This is a genomic window from Microbacterium forte, from assembly GCF_031885415.1.
Taxonomy (GTDB): Bacteria; Actinomycetota; Actinomycetes; order Actinomycetales; family Microbacteriaceae; genus Microbacterium; species Microbacterium forte.
On record NZ_CP116871.1, the window covers coordinates 3,058,217 to 3,075,631 of the forward strand.

Sequence of the window (17,415 nt, forward strand, 5' to 3'; positions counted from 1 at the left end):
CTCTCGAGTACCCCAGTCCCCAATGGATGACTCGAGAGGGCCCCTTTCCATCTCTCCTCCCGTTTCGGGACGCGCATCGCCATCCGCTCAATATGCTGGATGCATGGCAGCGAAGAAGTCGAGATCAGCGAAGAGCGCACCCGCACCCGAGGATTTCCGGTCGGATGCCCTCGCTCAGGCGCTGGAGAAGCAGGACATCGCTGCGGTCGCTCTGGCTCTGCGCCACGGCACCACGGTCGTGCCGCTCGTGAAGCCCGGTGCTCGCGACAATCCGCTCGACAGCGGAGAGGTCTGGACCTATCGCGACCCGAAGTCGGGCGATCTGGCGCTGCTGCTGTTCAGCGACGCCAAGAACAAGCCGGCGAACCTGCCCCCGGGGGTGGGGATCTACACCGCGGACTGGCTGCGCAAGTTCCTCGCCGCGCACCCGATCACGACCGTCTTCCTCGACATCGCCGGGCCGCATCCGATGCAGGCCGCGCCCGACGAGCTGCTCAAGGCGCTCGACGCCTGAGACCCGGCCGCGCTGCGGCGGGATCGCGCGCTCAGAACGGCGGGATGTCTGCGTCGCTGCGCCGGGTGGTGTTGCGGGCGCGCACGTCGTTCAGCGCCGCGCGCAGAGTCTTCGAGCGATCGTCGACCACCTGGTCGTAGCCGAGCCGCGCGGCCTCCGACCGGCGCTGCGCCGACTGGGTCACCGGGCGGATCTCGCCCGCGAGGCTGAGCTCCCCGACGGCGGCGACCGTGCGCGGCACCGAGATCTGCTGGATGGACCCCGCCACGGCGATCGCGATCGCCAGGTCGGCGGCCGGTTCGGTGAAGCGCACCCCGCCCACGGTCGAGACGTAGACGTCGAGGGTGCTGGTCTTGATTCCCGCTCGGCGTTCGAGGATCGCTAACACCATCGCCACGCGGGAGGAGTCGAGTCCGTGCACGACACGACGGGGGTTGGGTGCGGTCGTGTTGATGGTGAGTGCCTGCACCTCGACGGGCAGCGCCCGTCGACCTTCGAGCGAGATGGCGACGCACGTGCCCGGCTCCGTCGCGCCCTGCGAGAGGAAGAGGCCCGAGGGGTCGGGCACCTCGGAGATGCCCGCACCCGTCATCTCGAAGCAGCCGACCTCGTCGGTGGGCCCGAAGCGGTTCTTCAGCGCTCGAATGAAGCGCAGTGAGGTCTGTCGGTCGCCCTCGAAGTGGCAGACGACGTCGACCAGGTGCTCGAGCACTCGGGGGCCGGCGACCGTGCCGTCTTTCGTGACATGGCCGACCAGGATGATGGGCAGGCTGCGGTCTTTCGCGACGCGGATGAGAGTCGCCGCCACCTCGCGCACCTGACTCGGCTGGCCCGCTGCGCCGTCGATGAGCGACGACGACACCGTCTGCACCGAGTCGACGATGACGAGCTGCGGTGCCACTTCGTCGATGTGGCCGAGGATCGTCGCGAGATCGGTCTCGCTCGCCAGGTAGAGCTCGTCGTGCAGGGCACCGGTGCGCTCCGCGCGCAGGCGCACCTGGGCGGGAGACTCCTCGGCGCTCGCGTAGAGCACGCGACGCCCCGCGCGAGCCGCCTGCGCTGCGACCTCGAGCAGCAGCGTCGACTTGCCGACACCCGGTTCGCCGCTGAGCAGGATCGCCGCACCGGGCACGATTCCCCCGCCGAGGACGCGGTCGAACTCGCCGACACCGCTCGTGCGGCGCGGGGCGTCTTCGGTGGTGATCTGCGTGATCGGGCGGGCGGCCTTCGCCGCCGTCGGCGCGAGCGGGGTGATGCGGCTCAGGATGCCGGTCTGTGCGCCCTGCTCCTGCACGGTGCCCCACTGCTGGCACTCGGCGCACCGACCCACCCACTTGGCCGTCGTCCACCCGCATTCGGTGCAGACGTACGCGGGAGGGGCAGGTTTTCGGGTGGCCATGCAGCCAGGCTATCGCCGGGATCAGACATCCCTATCGGTTCGGGCATTATTCACGGCCCAACCCCTCGATGTCGCGCAGCAGCCACGGAATACTGGAGTCATGGCCAACGGCGGGCCCGTCTGCGGGCCGATCTCGACCTTCTCGCGAGTGCGGATCCTGCACGCGCTGTTCGAGGGCGGCTCGGCGCAGAACGACGGCACGCGGACGCGCGCGGAGCGAACGATCGGCGAGCTCTGCGAGGCGACCGGGCTGCACCCCAACACGGTGCGCGAGCACCTGCAGCGTCTGATCGAGGGCGGCTACGTCATCCAGGCCAGCGAGCACCGCACCACCCGCGGTCGCCCGCGCACGCTCTACAGTGCGGTGACGGGCGCAGCGGATGCCTCCAGCCCCATCGCCCGCAACAAGGCGAAGGCGGCCGCCCTCCGCGGCGATCTGCTGCGCCGAGTCCTTCCTGCTTCGGCATCCGCTCTGGGTCGCGATGCGACCTATCAGCTGGATGCCCTGATCGAACACTTGGAGGAGAGCGGCTTCGAGCCCGTCGTCGATGACGAGCAGCTCACCGTCGATCTCAGCCCGTGCCCGCACGCCGCGGGTCGCGCCGAAGACCGTCCGATGCTGTGCTCCGTGCACCTCGGCCTCATGCAGGGGGTGCTCACCGAAGCCGGTGGACCGCTCGCTGCCGAGGCCGTGCGCACCCCCGCCCTCGCGGCGGACTGCGCTGTGCCTGCTGAGTGCGTGGTGCAGCTGCGCCTGACGGAGATGACCGCCGCCTAGGCGAGCATCTGTCTTATTCACGGTCTGCGGCCCCGCGGGGGCAGCGGGCACGTCGTTAGCGTGGCACCCGGGGCACGGAAGAACACGGGCACGGAAGAAGGAGTGGCTCATGGAATGGCTCGACCCGCTGGTCCTGTCTCGATGGCAGTTCGGTCTGACGACCGTCTACCACTACCTGTTCGTGCCGCTGACGATCGGCATGGCGCTCGTTGCAGCCATCTTCCAGACCGCGTGGGTGCGCACCGGCAAGGTGCAGTACCTGCACCTCACGCGGTTCTTCGGCAAGATCTTCCTGATCAACTTCGCCATGGGTGTCGTGACCGGCATCGTGCAGGAGTTCCAGTTCGGCATGAACTGGTCGGACTACTCCCGCTTCGTCGGTGACGTCTTCGGCGCCCCGCTGGCCTTCGAGGGGCTGCTCGCGTTCTTCTTCGAGGCGACGTTCATCGGCCTCTGGATCTTCGGATGGGACAAGCTCCCGCAGAAGCTGCACCTCGCCACGATCTGGTGCGTCTCGATCGGCAGCATCCTCTCGGCGTACTTCATCATCGCCGCGAACGCGTTCATGCAGAATCCGGTCGGCTACGTCTTCAACCCCGAGACCAACCGCGCCGAGCTCACCGACTTCTGGGCGCTGCTGACGAACCCCGTCGCGCTCGCCGCCTTCCCCCACACGATCTTCGGTGCGCTGATGTTCGCCGCCGGCGTCGTGATCTCGGTCTCGGCCTGGCACCTCGCACGGGGCCAGCACTTCGACACCATGCGCATCTCGCTCAAGTTCGGGCTCTGGGCGATGATCGTCTCGACCGCCGGCGTCGTGCTCACCGGCGACCAGCTGGGCCTCGCGATGTACGCCGCGCAGCCGATGAAGATGGCCGCGGCCGAAGCCACGTTCAACACGGTCTGCGGGCCCGATGCCTCGTTCAGCCTGTTCACGCTCGGCACCCCCGACGGCAGCTCCGAGCTGTTCTCGATCCGTGTTCCGTACCTGCTGTCACTGCTGTCGACGCACACCTTCGACGCCTGCGTGCACGGCATCAATGACCTCAACGCCGAATACGCCACGACGTTCGCCGACACCGGCCTCACCGAGTTCGCCCCGATCCTGTGGGTCACGTACTGGGCGTTCCGCTGGATGATCGGCCTCGGCATGGCCGCAGCCCTCGTCGCCGTGGTCGGCCTCTGGGTCACCCGCAAGGGCGCCAAGAACCCGCCGGCGCCGTGGATGTGGAAGCTCGCGATCTGGTCGTTCCCGCTCGCGCTCGTCGCCAACATCATGGGCTGGGTCTTCACCGAGATGGGCAGGCAGCCCTGGATCGTGTTCGGCCTGATGACCACGCAGGACGGCGTCTCGCCCGGTGTGAGCGGCGTCGAGGTCCTCATCTCGCTGATCGCCTTCACCGCGATCTACGCCGCGCTCGCCGTGGTCGAGATCCGCCTCATCATCCGCGCGGCCCAGAAGGGCCCGGACACCGAAGAGCAGCCCCACGAGGAGACGGCCCAGCTGCCGTCCGTCGTGTACTGAGAAAGGGATCAGTCATGGAATACATGTGGTTCTGGATCGTCGCCTTCCTCTTCGTCGGCTACTTCGTGCTCGACGGGTTCGACTTCGGCGTGGGCATGTCGCTGCCGTTCCTCGGCAAGAACGACGTCTCTCGTCGCCAGGTGATCAACACGATCGGCCCGATCTGGGATCTCAACGAGACCTGGGTCATCGTCGCCGGCGCCTGCCTGTTCGCGTCGTTCCCCGAGTGGTACGCGACGCTGTTCAGCGGGTTCTACCTGCCGCTGCTGCTGATCCTGCTCGCGCTCATCCTGCGAGGCGTGTCGTTCGAGTACCGGCACCAGCGCGAGAGCGCGGCCTGGAAGCGCGGCTTCGACCGGATGATCGTGATCGGCTCGGCCGTGCCCGCGCTGCTGTGGGGCGTCGCCTTCGGCAACATCGTGCAGGGGGTGGCGATCGACGAGAACCACATCTACGTCGGCGGCTTCTTCGCCCTGTTGAACCCGTACTCGCTGCTGGTCGGCGTCACGACGCTGCTGCTGTTCTTCCTGCACGGAGTGCTGTTCGTCTCGCTCAAGACCGACGGACAGGTGCACGCGGATGCTCGTCGACTGGTGAAGCTCGCCGCCGGCCCGACGGTGCTCGCCGCCGCGGGAACCGTGATCTGGACCATCGGCATCGCCTGGGGGCGCCAGTCTCCACTGATGCTCATGGTGGTCGGCTGCGGGCTCCTTGCAGCGCTGGCGCTCATCGCCTCGGTCCTGTTCTCGCTGCGCGGACGTGACGGGCGGGCATTCACGGCGGGCGCCGTCACCGTGGCATCCGCTGTCGTGATGCTGTTCGCGGCGCTGTTCCCCTACGTCATGCCGTCGACGATCGACCCGGCCTTCAGCCTCACGATCGAGAACGCATCGAGCACCCCGTATACGCTGACCATCATGAGCTGGACCGCCCTGATCGCCCTGCCGCTCGTGCTGGCGTACCAGACGTGGACCTACTGGATCTTCCGCAAGCGCGTCACCCGCAGCTCGATCGAGGGGGCTCCGGCGCACGCGTGAGAGCTGACTCCTGTTCCGATCGCAGTTCGTGCCGCATCCCTGTTCGGGGCGCGGCACGAACTGCGATCGGAGTGTCTTCGCTCGTGTCTGTGGCGCGGGAGGTGCGCTCGTGAAGCCGGTCGACGTCCGCCTGCTGCGGTATGCGAGTGCCGCGCGCGGATTCCTACTGCTGTCGGGCGCGATCGGGGTCGTGCAGACGGCGGTCACGGTGGCGTTCGCGTGGATGCTGACGCAGGCCGTCACCGGCGTGCTCGCGGGGCGCGATGTCACGGCATCTCTCCTGTGGCTGCTCGGCTTGGCAGCGCTGCGGGGCGTGCTGATCGCCGCCTCGGATGCCGCCGGCACCCGTGCCGCGGCGAAGACGGGCATGCAGCTGCGCGCTGCGCTGATCGCCGCGGTCGGCCGGCTCGGACCGGGCTGGCTCGCGCAGCGCAATCAGGCGGGGCTCGCCGTCACGGCGGGGCATGGGCTCGAGGCACTCGACGCGTACTTCGCGCGATACATCCCGCAGCTGGTGCTCACGGTCATCGCGACGCCGGTGCTGGTGGCGGTCATGTGGTGGCAGGACTGGCCGAGCGGACTCACCGCGATCATCACGCTCCCGCTGATCCCGCTCTTCCTGATCCTGATCGGCATCGCGACCCGCACGGTGCAGCGCACGCAGTGGCAGACGCTGCAGCGACTCGCGGCCCGGTTCGCCGACACGGTGCAGGGTCTCTCGACGCTGCGCCTGTTCGGTCGCGAGCGGCGGGCCGCCGCCCAGATCGAGGCCACGGCCGACGAGTACCGCCGCGAGACCATGAAGGTGCTGCGGTTCTCGTTCCTGTCCGGTTTCGCGATGGAGCTGCTGGCGTCACTCGCCGTGGCGCTCATCGCGGTGGCCGTCGGATTCCGGCTGCTGTCCGGCGACCTGTCGCTCGAGGTCGGGCTGTTCGTGCTGCTGCTCGCCCCCGAGGCCTTCCTGCCGATCCGCCAGGTCGGCGTGCAGTTCCATGCCGCGTCCGAGGGGGTCGCGGCGACGGAAGACGTGTTCGAGGTGCTCGACGCGGCCGAGGCTCGCGTCGTCGGCGTTCACAATTCAGCACGGAACCGTGGCACGGTGCCGGAAGAAGAGCTGAGCGCTGGTTTCGGCCGTGTTCATGCTGAATTGCGAACGGGTAACGCGCGAGACCTCGTCGTCTCGGATCTGCGCGTGCGCGATCTGCCGCCGGTCTCGTTCACAGCCGTTCCTGGAACCATCACGCTGATCGAAGGACCGAGCGGCGCGGGCAAGTCGAGTCTGCTCGCGGCTCTGCGCGGTGCGGTCGAGTTCGAGGGTTCGGCTGCGATCGGCGGTGTCGATGTGCGCGAGCTCGCGCCGTCGGAGTGGCTGGCGTGGAGCGGGCAGCGCCCTCAGCTGAGCCGAGGCACGATCGCGGCGAACGTGGCGCTGGGGGATGCGGACCCGGATGCCGACCGCATCCGCCGCGCACTCGACGATGCGTGCGCGCAGGAACTGGATCCGACGTTCGACCTCGGCGTGCAGGGCAGCGGGCTGTCGGGTGGCCAGGCGCAGCGGGTCGCGGTCGCACGGGCGCTGTATCGGCAGGCCGGTCGCCCCGACGCGGTGCTGGCGCTCGACGAGCCGTCCAGCGCGCTGGATCCCGAGACCGAAGCGCGGCTCTGGGCGTCGCTGCGTGCGCGCGCGGATGCCGGCGCGACGGTGCTGCTCGTCTCGCACCGCCGATCGGCGAGAGTCATCTCCGACCACGTCGTGGAGCTGGGGGTGAGCGCATGAGCGCCGACTCCGCTCGCATCCGCGGCATCCTTCGCCTGGCGCAGCCGCCTGTTCGTCGCTTCCTCCCCGGCCTGATCTGGGGCTTCCTCTCGGCTGGTGCTGCCGTGAGCCTGCTCGCGGTCAGCGGCTGGCTGATCGTCAGCGCGTCGATCGTGGACTCGCTCGTGCCGCTGTCGATCGCTGTGGTCGGCGTGCGGTTCTTCGCGGTGTCGCGGGCCGTGACGCGCTACCTCGAGCGTCTGAGCGGACACGATGCGGCGCTGCGTCAGCTCGCGTCGACCCGCGCCGACATGGTGCGGCGGCTGACTCCGCTGTCGCCTGCGGGGCTCGGGCGCACCGACCACGGCCGGGTGCTGTCGGCCCTGGTCGACGATGTCGAGAACCTGCAGAACCTGCCGTTGCGGGTGGTGCAGCCGCTGGCCGTGTCGGGGCTCGTGGCGCTCGGCGCCGTCGGATTCCTCGCGTTCGTCTCGGTGCCCGCGGCTCTCACCCTCGCAGCATGTCTGGTCATCGCTGCCGCTGCGGCGATCGGTCTCGGCTGGTTGCTCGGCTCCCGCGCCGAGGCAGCCGTGTCGAGTCGCCGCGGAGATCTGTCCGCCGCGCTCATCGACTACTTCGGCTCGCTCGACGTGCTGCTCGCCTATGGAGCTGAGCCGCAGGCCCGCGAGCGCGTGCGACAGGCGGATGCCGAGCTGCGTCGCGCCGTGAGCACCGCCTCGCTCGCGCAGGCGATCGCCGCCGGGGTCGTGTCTGCGGTGGCGGGTGCTGCATCGGTGTGGGCACTGGCGGTGGCCGCGCCGGGTCTGCAGACCGGTGCGATCGACGGGCCCTGGTTGGCTGTCGCTGTGCTGGTGCCCATGGTCGTGTTCGAGGTCTTCGGCGCGGTGCCGATCGCGGCGGCATCCTGGCGGAGCGTGCGGTCGAGTGCCGAGCGCATCGTCGACGTGCTGCCCTCCGCGGTGCCGGGCGAACTGCGGTCGGACGACGGCGAGGACGCCGAGATCGACGGCGTCCCGGCGCTGCGGCTGCGGGGCGTGCGGGCGTGGTGGCCCGGTGGGGCACCGGCGTTGCGTGGAGTGGATCTCGATCTGCGTCCGGGCGAGCGCGTGCTCGTGTCGGGGCCGAGTGGGGCGGGCAAGAGCTCTCTGGCTGCCGCGCTCGTCGGATTCCTGCGGGTCGAGGGCGAGTATTCCGTGGGTGGCATGGATGCTGCGGCGCTGTCGGGTCCCGCGCTCCGCCGCACGATCGGGCTGTGCGAGCAGAGTCCGCAGCTGTTCGACGAGGACATCCGGCAGAACCTGCTGTTCGCCCGCGACGATGCGACCGATGATGAGCTGCTCGCCGTGCTCGACCGGGTCGGACTCGGGCCGTGGGTGCGAGAGCGCGGGGGACTGGATGCACGGGTCGGCGACCGGGGCGGCCTCGTGTCGGGCGGTCAGGCGCAGCGCATCGCCCTGGCTCGAGCGCTCCTGCGGGGATTCCCGGTGCTCGTGCTCGACGAGCCGACCGCGGGGGTCGATCCCGACGCATCCGATGCCCTGCTGCGCGATCTGCTGCAGGCGGCGGGGGAGCAGTCGGTGCTGCTGATCTCGCACGTCGCCCCTCCGGCCGGAACCGTCGACCGGGTCGTCAGGCTGGAAGAGGGGCGCACCGTATCGGGGTAGCCGGCGGTCATCCGTGTCCGCGGGGGCGGCCCGCGGGCACAGCGTCGCATGACGGGCGCGGCGCCGTGGCATCCGTCGTCTCGTGCGGTGTGTCGGTCTCTGCATCCCAAGGTGTGCTCGCTGGCGCGGTGACGATCTCCGTACCTCGTGTCCGTGTGCAGGACGCAGGCACGGATGCCCTCTCGAGACCCGGCCTCTGATCCTGCAGATGTGCCTCGGTCCTGCGATCGGTACGTGTGGACGGTCCCCGGTGTGACGGTGCGGCTCGGTCGGTGAGCGAGGAGCGCAGCGACGAGACGAAACGCGGTGAGCGTCCCCGTCAGATGCTCAGGTCGGCCCGGGGCTCCATCACGATGCCCTGGGCTTCGAAGACGCGGCGGCGCTCTTCGATGCGGCGGTGCAGCTCGACCTGCGCGTCGTCGACGAGCTGCGGGTCGAGCTCGACCGTCGCGGGGTGCGGGTCGCCGTGGTTCGCCTCGATGTAGGCATCGAGCTCGGGGCCGGACGTCCACGACGTGATCAGGGCGTAGCGCGGAGTCGTGCCGCGGTGCCAGACCGCATGCCAGAAGCGCTGCGTGTCGACGATGATGCGCGAGCCCTCGCGCAGCGGCAGGCGGATCTCGGTCGCCGGGTCGAACCGATCGGAGCGCAGGAGCAGCAGCGAGTCGGTGTCGTCGGAGAGGTTGTAGTAGCCGCGCACGACCCAGCCGGTGCCGTCTTCGTTGAGGCGGTTGTTGTCGTCCTGGTGCAGGTTGTAGACGGCGTCGGCGTATTCGTTGGGCTGCAGCTCGATGACGCGGCAGCGGCCGACTCCGGCACCGGGTTCGAGGGCGCGGCGCTGCAGGGTCGGCGCGATAGCGACCTGCGACTCGACCCACACGCCGTCTCTATCGGTGCGAGGAGGGGTGTGGTTCCAGAATCCGTTGCATTCGATCGCGCCGGCATAGCTCGCGAGCGGGGCGAAGCGCGTGACGCCCGACGAGCGCCACCCGATGTACTCGAGATCGAGCCACTCGGCGGGGTCGGATGCCTGGTCGTGGTCGTCGAGCACGACGTAGCCGGTCTCTGCCAGCGCCTCTGACCTGATGAAGCCCATTGCGTCCCCTCCGTGCCTGATTCCTTAGGCCATCCTAACCAGGGGAGATGGCGGCCGACCGAGGCGCGGCCGGGGAAAACCCCGTCGATTCGCGCCGTGGCCCGGGTTGTCGTAAGCTAGTCCGCGGTGACGTGTCCGAGCGGCCGAAGGTGCAACTCTCGAAAAGTTGTGTAGGGTAACCCCCTACCGTGGGTTCAAATCCCACCGTCACCGCCACCACGAAGGCCCCGACTCCCTGGAAGCACAGGGATTGCGGGGCCTTCGTCATGTGCGGAGTGCTGGCAGCGGTAACCCAGCGATGGCCGTCTTGCTGCGCACGCTCAGACGGCTGATCGAGTGGTGAACAGCTTGATCCGATGCTGATACGGATCGCGGAGGTACAGGAACAGCGCATTGCTGATGCCGTGCCGGCCGAGGTCACGATCGATCTCGTCTCCGAAGCCGAGATCTTCGGCGACGTCGGCCGCGTGCAGAAGAGCCGTCCCTCGGCGTCAGGCGGAGTCCCCCGGTACGACGGTGAGGACGACTGGGTCGGTCGGGCGGGCAGGACGAGCGGATCCGGAGACTCGGCTCACGACGTCCCGGATCATTCTGTCCATGGCGGGCGCTGCCTCGACCTTGATCGTGGTGAGGCGTGGCGCCACGAGCGTCCCGATCCGCGTCGCGTCCATGCCCATCAGCGCGACATCTTCGGGAACCCGACGGCCGAGTTCGCGCGCTGCGCCGAGAAGGGCGATGGCCACGTCGTCGTTGTAGCAGGCGATGGCTGTTCCGAGAGGCAGAGTCCGAAGCAGGGAGACCGCCTCGTCGAGCTCGAGCGGAAGCCGGATCGACGTCGGCGCGTCGATTCCGTGCGCGAGGCAGTAGTCGGCGAGCCCCTGTTCCCGAGCGTCGCCGAAGACATCGAGGCGGGCATCTCGGAGGTGCGCGTAGACGAGGTGCCTGTGTCCTTTCGATGCCAGGTACTCGCCCTGGAGCTGGCCGATGCGGTGGTTCTCATCGCGACCGCCCTCCGCGTGCAGGTCGATGAGGGTGATTCCGGCGGCATCGATGGATTCACGCTCCGCGGCTGTGGGAGCGACGAACGGCGCGATGACGGCGCGCGGTCGCACGGTGGTGATGAAGTGCTCGAGCAGCTCCACCGGCGAGCTTGCGAAGCGCAGCACGAGGATCAGTCCCGCGCGAGCGAGCTCTTCGGTGAGAAAGTCGACGAAGTCCTGCAGGTTGGTGCCGAAGGTGGTGTTCGGGACCAGGGCGATGACGACATCGCTCGTGCCTGTCGCGAGAGTGCGAGCCGCCGCCGAGGGGTGATAGTTCATGGCCGCGGCGGTCTCCTCGACCCGTCGGATGGTATCCGCTGAGAAGCGACCGCGACCGTTGAGGATCTGACTGACAGCGGGGCGGGAGACCCCCGCTGCGCGCGCGACGTCGTCGCTGGTCACTGTCATCGGGGCCCCTCCGGTGTCGTCTGCACCAGTCTAGTTGACGCGCGTAATCAGATGGTGTTCACTCGGTGATAACGCGCGTTAGCGCAGTCCCTCACAATGACGTGGAGATCAAATGACCAGCAACATCCATCCGGAAACCGGCCCCTTCGAAGCAACCGTTCCCGGAGCTGCCGTCCGCCCCGATGCCCTCCTCGAGCCGTCGGAAGGCCCGCAGCGGATGAGCCGGTGGCTGTGGGTCATCTACCCCCTTGCACTGATCAGCGTCAACGTCGTGTGGGGTGGAGTGCTCCAGGTCATGCTGGGCAGACAGGTCGCGGAGCTCCTCGGGGAGACGACCGCGGCGGCAGGCGTGCTGGGTCTCGTGATCAGCGCAGGGGCCATCTCGAGTCTGGTCGCGCAGCCGCTTCTCGGACTGCTCTCCGACAAGACGAGCAGCCGCTTCCTGGGGCGTCGCAACATCTGGATTCTCGGATCCGCCATCGCTGCGACCATCGCCCTACTGGTGACGGCCAGCAGCCCGAGCCCGGTTGTGCTCGCCATCACCTGGGCGATCGCAATGTGGCCCCTCAGCGGGTTGCAGGCCGCGCTGACCGCCGTGCTGCCCGAGCGCGTGCCCGTCCGCAATCGCGGCACCATGTCGGGGCTGGTCGGCGCCTCTTCGATCCTCGGCGCCTTCGGCGGTATCGCGATCGCCGGCCTGACGACGAGTCTGTTCGTCGGATATGTAGGCATCGCCGCCGTCATGCTCGTCTTCGGAACCATCTTCGCGCTCACGACCAAGGATTACGTGCCGTCCCTCGCGGGCTCCGGTGCATCCAAGGCGGAGCGTCGCGCCGCCTCCCGTTTCCCCAGCTTCCGCAGCGCACCGGACTTCTGGTGGACATTCGTCGGGCGGTTCCTCATCGTCTTCGGGTACAACTTCATGTCCGGCATGCAGCTCTACATCCTTGCCGACTACATCGGCGTCGGCACGGTCACCGAGGCGGCCGCGGTTCTCGTCGCCGTCCAGGGTGTGAGCACCCTCGCTTTGCTGGTGTTCTCGATCGTCGGCGGGTGGCTGTCGGACCGATTCGGACGAGTCCGGGTGTTCGTCGCGCTGTCGAGCCTGCTCTTCGCACCGGGCGCACTCGTCTACCTCCTGGCTCCCACGCTGACCGGCGCGTTCGTCGCGAGCGGGATCCTTGGTGTCGCGTTCGGTGTGTACCTCGCAGTCGACCAGGCCCTGATCACGCGCGTTCTGCCGAACATGAACAACGCCGCACGCGACCTGGGCGTGATGAACGTCGCCAACGCGGGACCGCAGGTGATCGCCCCTGCCCTCGCCGGGGCGCTCGTCGCCGCGACAGGGCTCTATCAGCCGCTGTTCATCGTGACCATCGTCGCCGTGATCCTCGGGGCGATCAGCGTCCGCTTCATCAAGGGTGCCCGGTGACGACCGACACGCGCTCTTCTCAATCCCTGGCACACAATCAGAAAGCACCGGCATGATACGCACACCCTTCAACAACGACTGGACCGTCGGGCCCAAGGGCTCGATCTTCGACGCCTTCACCGGTGGGGCTGCCAAGACGGCGGTGACCCTGCCGCACGACGGTCTCCGCGATATGCCGCGTTCGGCGAGCAGCCCCAACGGAAGCCACACCGGGTATCACCCCAGTGCACATCTGGAATACAGCAAGACCTTCGACGTGCCCGCAGAGTGGCGTGACAAAAGCGTGGTCCTCGATATCGAAGGGGCATATCGCGACGCCGTCGTCTACGTCAACGGCGACTTTGCCGCCCAGCGCCCGAACGGGTATGCAGGTTTCGCCGTCTCGCTCGATCCTTTTCTCCGTTTCGGCGAGTCGAACACGATCAGCGTGGAGGTCCGCACTCACGAAGACAGCCGCTGGTACACCGGGGCCGGCTTGTATCGCGACGTCTGGCTCGTCGCCACCGCCCCTGTGCACATCCCGCTCGACGGCGTGCGGATCACCACTCCTGTGATCGACCCCGACCTCGCATCCGTGGTCACGACCGTCGAGGTCGTCAACAAGACCCGCCACACCCGCACCGTGCGGGTGGAGACGGAGATCCACGGCGATTCCGGTGATCTGCTCAGCCTGCAGACGGCACCCCTCACCGTGCTTCCCGGCACGACGGGGCTGGTGCACCTGCGCCACTACCTCGCGGAGCCGGTGCTGTGGGACGTCGACGGTCCTCGCCTTCATGTCGCGCGCACCCGGATTCATGAGAGGGGCGCAGTTCTCGATGAGGACGAGTCGGTGTTCGGCATCCGTTCCGTGACCGTCGACCCCATTCACGGACTGCGGATCAACGGGCGCTCTGTGAAGCTCCGCGGGGGGTGCATTCATCACGACAACGGGCCGCTCGGCAGCGCCGCACACCCGCGCGCAGAAGAACGCCGCGTCGAGCTGCTCAAGGCCGCTGGCTACAACGCGATCCGCAGCTCTCACAACAGCATCAGCCGTGCGTTCCTCGACGCCTGCGATCGCCACGGCCTCCTCGTCTGGGACGAGACCTCCGACGTGTGGACGAAGACCAAGACAGCGTTCGACTACTCGCTCGATTTCCCCGAGTGGTGGGAACGGGATGTCGAATCGATGGTCGCGAAGGACTTCAACCACCCGAGCGTCATCATGTACTCGATCGGCAACGAGATCTTCGAGACCGGCAGTCCGATCGGATCCACCTGGGGTCGCGCTCTCGCCGAGAAGGTCCGTTCTCTCGACAGCACCCGGCTCGTCACGAACGCCATCAATGGCATGGTCTCGGCAATCGACGTCCTTGCAGCACATGCCGCCTCGGGCGACGGTGATACCGCCTCGACGAGCGTCAACGCATTCATGGCTTCGATGGAGGACATGGGGAACACTCTCGGTGCATCAGAGCTGGTCTCCGAGCGAATCGAGGAGGCGCAGTCCCAGCTCGATGTCAGCGGTGTCAACTACGCCGAAGCTCGCTATGTCATCGACGCGGAGCGGCACCCCAACCGGATCGTGGTCGGGTCTGAGACCTACCCCCGCGCTCTCGACAGGATCTGGCCGCTCGTCGAGCAGCACCCGACCGTGATCGGGGACTTCGCATGGACGGCCTGGGACTATATCGGCGAGGCGGGTCTCGGGAGAGCGATCTACGCGGATGACCCCGATGCGCCGCAAGGGCCGAGCTCGCCCTTTCCTTGGCTTCTCGCCCAGTCCGGAACCATCGACATCCTCGGGAACAGGCGCCCCATCTCGTTCTGGCGAGAGACGGTCTGGGGGCTGCGAAGCGAGCCGTACATCGCGGTTCATCGTCCTGAGAACCACGACCGTGAGGTGTTCATCGGCGGTTGGTCCTGGGACGATGTCGTCAGCAGCTGGAGCTGGGACGTGCCCGCCGGATTCCCGGTCGTGGTCGATGTGTACAGCGATGCGGAGGAGATCGTACTCCAGCGCGACGGAATCACGGTCGGCCGTGCGCAGGTAGGCGTGCACAAAGCCTTCATCGCAAGGTTCGAGACCGAGTATCGCCCAGGGGAGCTCACGGCGATCGCCATTCGAGATGGGCAGGATGTCGGCGTCAGCAGTCTGCGCACGCGCCAAGACGACGTCCGTCTCGCTCTCGCTGCCGATCGTGCAGACCTGCGCGCCGACGGTTCCGATCTCGCGTACATAGCCATCGAGCTCGCCGATCGCGGAGGAACCCTGGCGACCGACGCCGCTGCCGTCGTCTCGGTGGAGATCGAGGGGCCGGCGGTCCTCGCGGCATTCGCGAACGCGCAGCCGGACTCGATCGAAGAGTTCAGGGCCGTGACCCGCACCACCTATGACGGACGGGCGTTGGCGATCATCCGTCCGATCGGTCCAGGATCGATCACCGTTCGCGCCACCGCGGCGGGTCTCGACGCGCAGCAGGTGGATCTCGTAGCGCGCTGACCGGGGTGGCGGTCGGCGGAGGAGCCGACCGCCACCCAGGACGGGGTGGGCGAGTTGACCCTCTCGAAGCGGTGATGCTCACACCGCCGCAGCTCTCCATCGAGTCGTCCGGCGCGTCGGCAGAACCTCACGATAGCGAGGAAGCGGCGGCTGGAGGCTGAGCGGCCACCAGCCGCATGAACGTGGTGAGCAGGCCGAGGGCGTCGCGGGAAGGATCGAGCAGAGCCTGGATGCGCAGTCCGTCGACCATCGCGAGCACGAGCGTCACCTTCTCGTCGGCCGTGAGGAGCTCGCTGTCGCTGGTGGGCAGGGGGCCGTCTGTGAAGCGCGACCGCATGCGTTCGCGGCGGCCGAGGAAGAACTCGTGTGCAGGGTGCTCCGGGTTCGTCGCGGCGACGGCGAGGGCGAGCCAGTTGCGCTGGAACTCCGAGTTCGAGAACTCGTCGGCGAGTACCGCACTCAGGATCTGCTCACCTGGAACGTTCGCGGTCATGATGCGTGAGGCGAGGTCTTCCTCGTGCTCCTCGCGCTGCGCGAGCGCGGCGGGGAGGAGTTCCTCTTTTCCGGAGAAGTGCCGCAACAGGGCGGCATGGGTGAGTCCGGCCCTGCTGGCGATGTCACGGAGAGACGCCCGCTCATAACCGTGTTCAGCGAAGCTGGCGAGTGCCGCTTCGACGATCTCGGCCCGTCTCGCCGGTGTGGATGCGCTCTTGCCTCGTCGGCGAGGTGATGGCGTTGCGGTCGGCGGTGACGTCATGTGTCCACTTTCTCACTTTTGCCTTCTGTAACCAAAGTGGTTACTATCGCTCAGGATCGACAATCGGTTGCCAAACGGATTTCGACCACATCTCGCGAAGGACGCCCATCGACGGGCGCCGCGGATCACTGAACGATGAAGGAGTCCAGGTGACCAAGAGTGAATACGACCGCAGCGACACGATCGACTCGATCGCCGCGGCCCAGCCGGTAGGCGGGAACACCCCGGACGGCACCCCGCTCGAGACGACCGTCGTCGGCTCCGAGCCGACGGCCAAGGTCAGTGGCGGCTACATCTTCTGGCTGATGCTGGCCAACTTCGGTGCATCCATCGCGATGATGGTGCCGCTCGCGTACGGCCTGGCACTGCGCATCACCGAGCTCGCCCCCGGGCATGAGGAGGTGCTCGGTTACGTCACCGGAACCGCGCAGCTGATCTTCCTGGTGCTGAGCCCCATGATCGGCATCTGGAGCGACCGCACCCGGTCGCGCTTCGGTCGACGCACGCCGTTCCTGTTCCTCGGCGCTGCCCTCGGCCTCGTCGGAGCGGTCATCATCGGCTTCGCCCCGAACCTCCTCCTCGTGGGTGCAGGCTGGGTGGTCGCGATGACCGGATGGTCGACCGCGGGCGCCGCCATCCAGACGCTGCAGGCCGACAAGCTCCCCGAAGAACAGCGCGGCAAGGTGTCGGCGCTCACAGGGCTCATGACGCAGGTGGCGCCGGTGCTCGGTATCGGCATCGCCTACGCCGTGTCGTACAGCACCTTCCTCGTGTTCTTCGTCCCCGCGGTGATCGGTGTCGTCCTGCTCGTGCTGCTCCCGACGTTCAAGAGGGAAGGCAGCTCGAAGGATCTCGTCGTCGACTCGACGGTGACTCTCAAGAAGGTCATCGCCGGCTACGGCTTCAACGCCCGCAAGTACCCGGACTTCGCCTGGAACTGGGTCGGCCGGATGGTGTTCTTCATCGGTCTGTACTTCAACACCACGTTCGGCACGTTCTTCTACGCCCAGCGTCTCGACCTGCCGGTGCGCGAGGTGGCCGGTGTCGTCGCCACCGTCGGGATGCTCGGGGTCGTCGCCGCTGCCGGCGGCGCACTGCTCGGCGGCTTCCTCTCGGACAAGCTCAAGCGCCGCCGTCTGTTCGTGCTCGCGGCCGCATTCATCTTCATCGGAGGCGCGCTCGCCGAGGCGTTCGCCTGGTCGCTGCCGCAGCTGATCATCGGCGCCGTGCTCATGCAGCTCGCGATCGCCGTGTTCGCCACAGTGGATCAGGCCATCGTCTACGCGATCATCCCCGACCGCGCCGAGTCCGGTCGATACATGGCCGTCGTCGCCTTCGCGCAGAAGATCCCCAGTGCGATCGCCCCGCTGATCGCGCCGCTCATCATCACGATCGGTGCCGTCGGCGCGGAGAAGAACTACACGCTGCTGTACCTCATCGGCGCGGTGTTCGCTCTCATCGGTGGTCTGATCATCATGTTCAAGGTCAAGGGAGTGCGTTGAG

Annotated in this window: 13 protein-coding genes and 1 tRNA gene; 10 read left to right on the forward strand and 4 right to left on the reverse strand. The window is 67.8% G+C overall.

All coding sequences use genetic code 11. From position 1 onward, the window contains the following. Positions 1 to 103: 103 nt before the first annotated feature. Positions 104 to 514, forward strand: coding sequence for a hypothetical protein (locus OB895_RS14740; RefSeq protein WP_042539930.1), 411 nt, complete (start codon positions 104 to 106; stop codon positions 512 to 514). 31 nt (positions 515 to 545) lie between these two features. Here the strand turns inward: OB895_RS14740 and radA are convergent, their stop codons facing one another. Continuing rightward, positions 546 to 1,913 (reverse strand): DNA repair protein RadA, encoded by a 1,368-nt coding sequence (gene radA / locus OB895_RS14745; protein WP_311877999.1) that lies wholly within the window; start codon positions 1,911 to 1,913, stop codon positions 546 to 548. Positions 1,914 to 2,013: 100 nt separating this feature from the next. On the opposite strand from radA, the gene OB895_RS14750 reads away from it, so the two are divergent. The 5 genes from OB895_RS14750 (at position 2,014) to cydC (ending at position 8,694) form a co-directional block, all read left to right on the forward strand. Next, positions 2,014 to 2,691 carry a helix-turn-helix transcriptional regulator gene (locus OB895_RS14750; RefSeq protein ID WP_311878000.1) on the forward strand — a complete coding sequence of 226 codons (678 nt, stop codon included), beginning with the start codon at positions 2,014 to 2,016 and terminating at the stop codon, positions 2,689 to 2,691. A 109-nt stretch (positions 2,692 to 2,800) separates the two neighbouring features. Further along, on the forward strand, positions 2,801 to 4,216 hold the full coding sequence (locus OB895_RS14755) for a cytochrome ubiquinol oxidase subunit I (protein WP_042539936.1): 1,416 nt from the start codon (positions 2,801 to 2,803) through the stop codon (positions 4,214 to 4,216). A gap of 14 nt (positions 4,217 to 4,230) precedes the next feature. Further along, positions 4,231 to 5,253, forward strand: a complete 1,023-nt coding sequence (gene cydB / locus OB895_RS14760; RefSeq protein ID WP_079113546.1) for a cytochrome d ubiquinol oxidase subunit II — start codon at positions 4,231 to 4,233, stop codon at positions 5,251 to 5,253. Positions 5,254 to 5,461: 208 nt separating this feature from the next. Beyond that, positions 5,462 to 7,030 (forward strand): thiol reductant ABC exporter subunit CydD, encoded by a 1,569-nt coding sequence (gene cydD / locus OB895_RS14765; protein WP_376708840.1) that lies wholly within the window; start codon positions 5,462 to 5,464, stop codon positions 7,028 to 7,030. Then, entirely contained in the window at positions 7,027 to 8,694 is a 1,668-nt protein-coding gene (gene cydC / locus OB895_RS14770) for a thiol reductant ABC exporter subunit CydC (RefSeq protein WP_079113544.1), read from the forward strand. Before cydD ends, cydC begins: the two co-directional genes overlap by 4 nt. 319 nt (positions 8,695 to 9,013) lie before the next feature. Here cydC and OB895_RS14775 read toward each other — a convergent pair whose 3' ends face one another. After that, entirely contained in the window at positions 9,014 to 9,790 is a 777-nt protein-coding gene (locus tag OB895_RS14775; protein WP_079113543.1) for a hypothetical protein, read from the reverse strand. 125 nt (positions 9,791 to 9,915) lie between these two features. Between OB895_RS14775 and OB895_RS14780 the strand changes: the two genes are divergently transcribed. Beyond that, positions 9,916 to 10,006 (forward strand) — tRNA-Ser (locus OB895_RS14780). Positions 10,007 to 10,281: 275 nt separating this feature from the next. Here OB895_RS14780 and OB895_RS14785 read toward each other — a convergent pair. Then, positions 10,282 to 11,238, reverse strand: coding sequence for a LacI family DNA-binding transcriptional regulator (locus OB895_RS14785; protein WP_079113542.1), 957 nt, complete (start codon positions 11,236 to 11,238; stop codon positions 10,282 to 10,284). 112 nt (positions 11,239 to 11,350) lie between these two features. Between OB895_RS14785 and OB895_RS14790 the strand changes: the two genes are divergently transcribed. Together OB895_RS14790 and OB895_RS14795 are read left to right on the forward strand one after the other, a co-directional pair. Beyond that, positions 11,351 to 12,670 carry an MFS transporter gene (locus tag OB895_RS14790; protein ID WP_311878001.1) on the forward strand — a complete coding sequence of 440 codons (1,320 nt, stop codon included), beginning with the start codon at positions 11,351 to 11,353 and terminating at the stop codon, positions 12,668 to 12,670. A 52-nt stretch (positions 12,671 to 12,722) separates the two neighbouring features. Further along, complete coding sequence (locus OB895_RS14795) at positions 12,723 to 15,155, forward strand: glycoside hydrolase family 2 protein (protein WP_079113540.1); 2,433 nt, start codon at positions 12,723 to 12,725, stop codon at positions 15,153 to 15,155. Positions 15,156 to 15,282: 127 nt separating this feature from the next. Here OB895_RS14795 and OB895_RS14800 read toward each other — a convergent pair whose 3' ends face one another. Beyond that, positions 15,283 to 15,912: a TetR/AcrR family transcriptional regulator gene (locus OB895_RS14800; protein ID WP_079114061.1), complete on the reverse strand. Its 630-nt coding sequence runs from the start codon at positions 15,910 to 15,912 to the stop codon at positions 15,283 to 15,285. A 149-nt stretch (positions 15,913 to 16,061) separates the two neighbouring features. Here OB895_RS14800 and OB895_RS14805 point away from each other — a divergent pair, with 149 nt between their 5' ends. After that, positions 16,062 to 17,414, forward strand: coding sequence for an MFS transporter (locus tag OB895_RS14805; RefSeq protein ID WP_228385580.1), 1,353 nt, complete (start codon positions 16,062 to 16,064; stop codon positions 17,412 to 17,414). Position 17,415 lies beyond the last annotated feature (1 nt).

Excerpts from the sequence above, each read along its gene's own strand:
- OB895_RS14775 (WP_079113543.1), bottom strand. The coding sequence starts at position 9,790 with ATGGGCTTCATCAGGTCAGAGGCGCTGGCAGAGACCGGCTACGTCGTG.
- cydC (WP_079113544.1), top strand. The coding sequence starts at position 7,027 with ATGAGCGCCGACTCCGCTCGCATCCGCGGCATCCTTCGCCTGGCGCAG.
- OB895_RS14750 (WP_311878000.1), top strand. The coding sequence starts at position 2,014 with ATGGCCAACGGCGGGCCCGTCTGCGGGCCGATCTCGACCTTCTCGCGA.
- cydB (WP_079113546.1), top strand. The coding sequence starts at position 4,231 with ATGGAATACATGTGGTTCTGGATCGTCGCCTTCCTCTTCGTCGGCTAC.
- OB895_RS14740 (WP_042539930.1), top strand. The coding sequence starts at position 104 with ATGGCAGCGAAGAAGTCGAGATCAGCGAAGAGCGCACCCGCACCCGAG.
- OB895_RS14785 (WP_079113542.1), bottom strand. The coding sequence starts at position 11,238 with ATGACAGTGACCAGCGACGACGTCGCGCGCGCAGCGGGGGTCTCCCGC.
- OB895_RS14755 (WP_042539936.1), top strand. The coding sequence starts at position 2,801 with ATGGAATGGCTCGACCCGCTGGTCCTGTCTCGATGGCAGTTCGGTCTG.
- OB895_RS14795 (WP_079113540.1), top strand. The coding sequence starts at position 12,723 with ATGATACGCACACCCTTCAACAACGACTGGACCGTCGGGCCCAAGGGC.
- radA (WP_311877999.1), bottom strand. The coding sequence starts at position 1,913 with ATGGCCACCCGAAAACCTGCCCCTCCCGCGTACGTCTGCACCGAATGC.
- OB895_RS14800 (WP_079114061.1), bottom strand. The coding sequence starts at position 15,912 with ATGACGTCACCGCCGACCGCAACGCCATCACCTCGCCGACGAGGCAAG.
- OB895_RS14790 (WP_311878001.1), top strand. The coding sequence starts at position 11,351 with ATGACCAGCAACATCCATCCGGAAACCGGCCCCTTCGAAGCAACCGTT.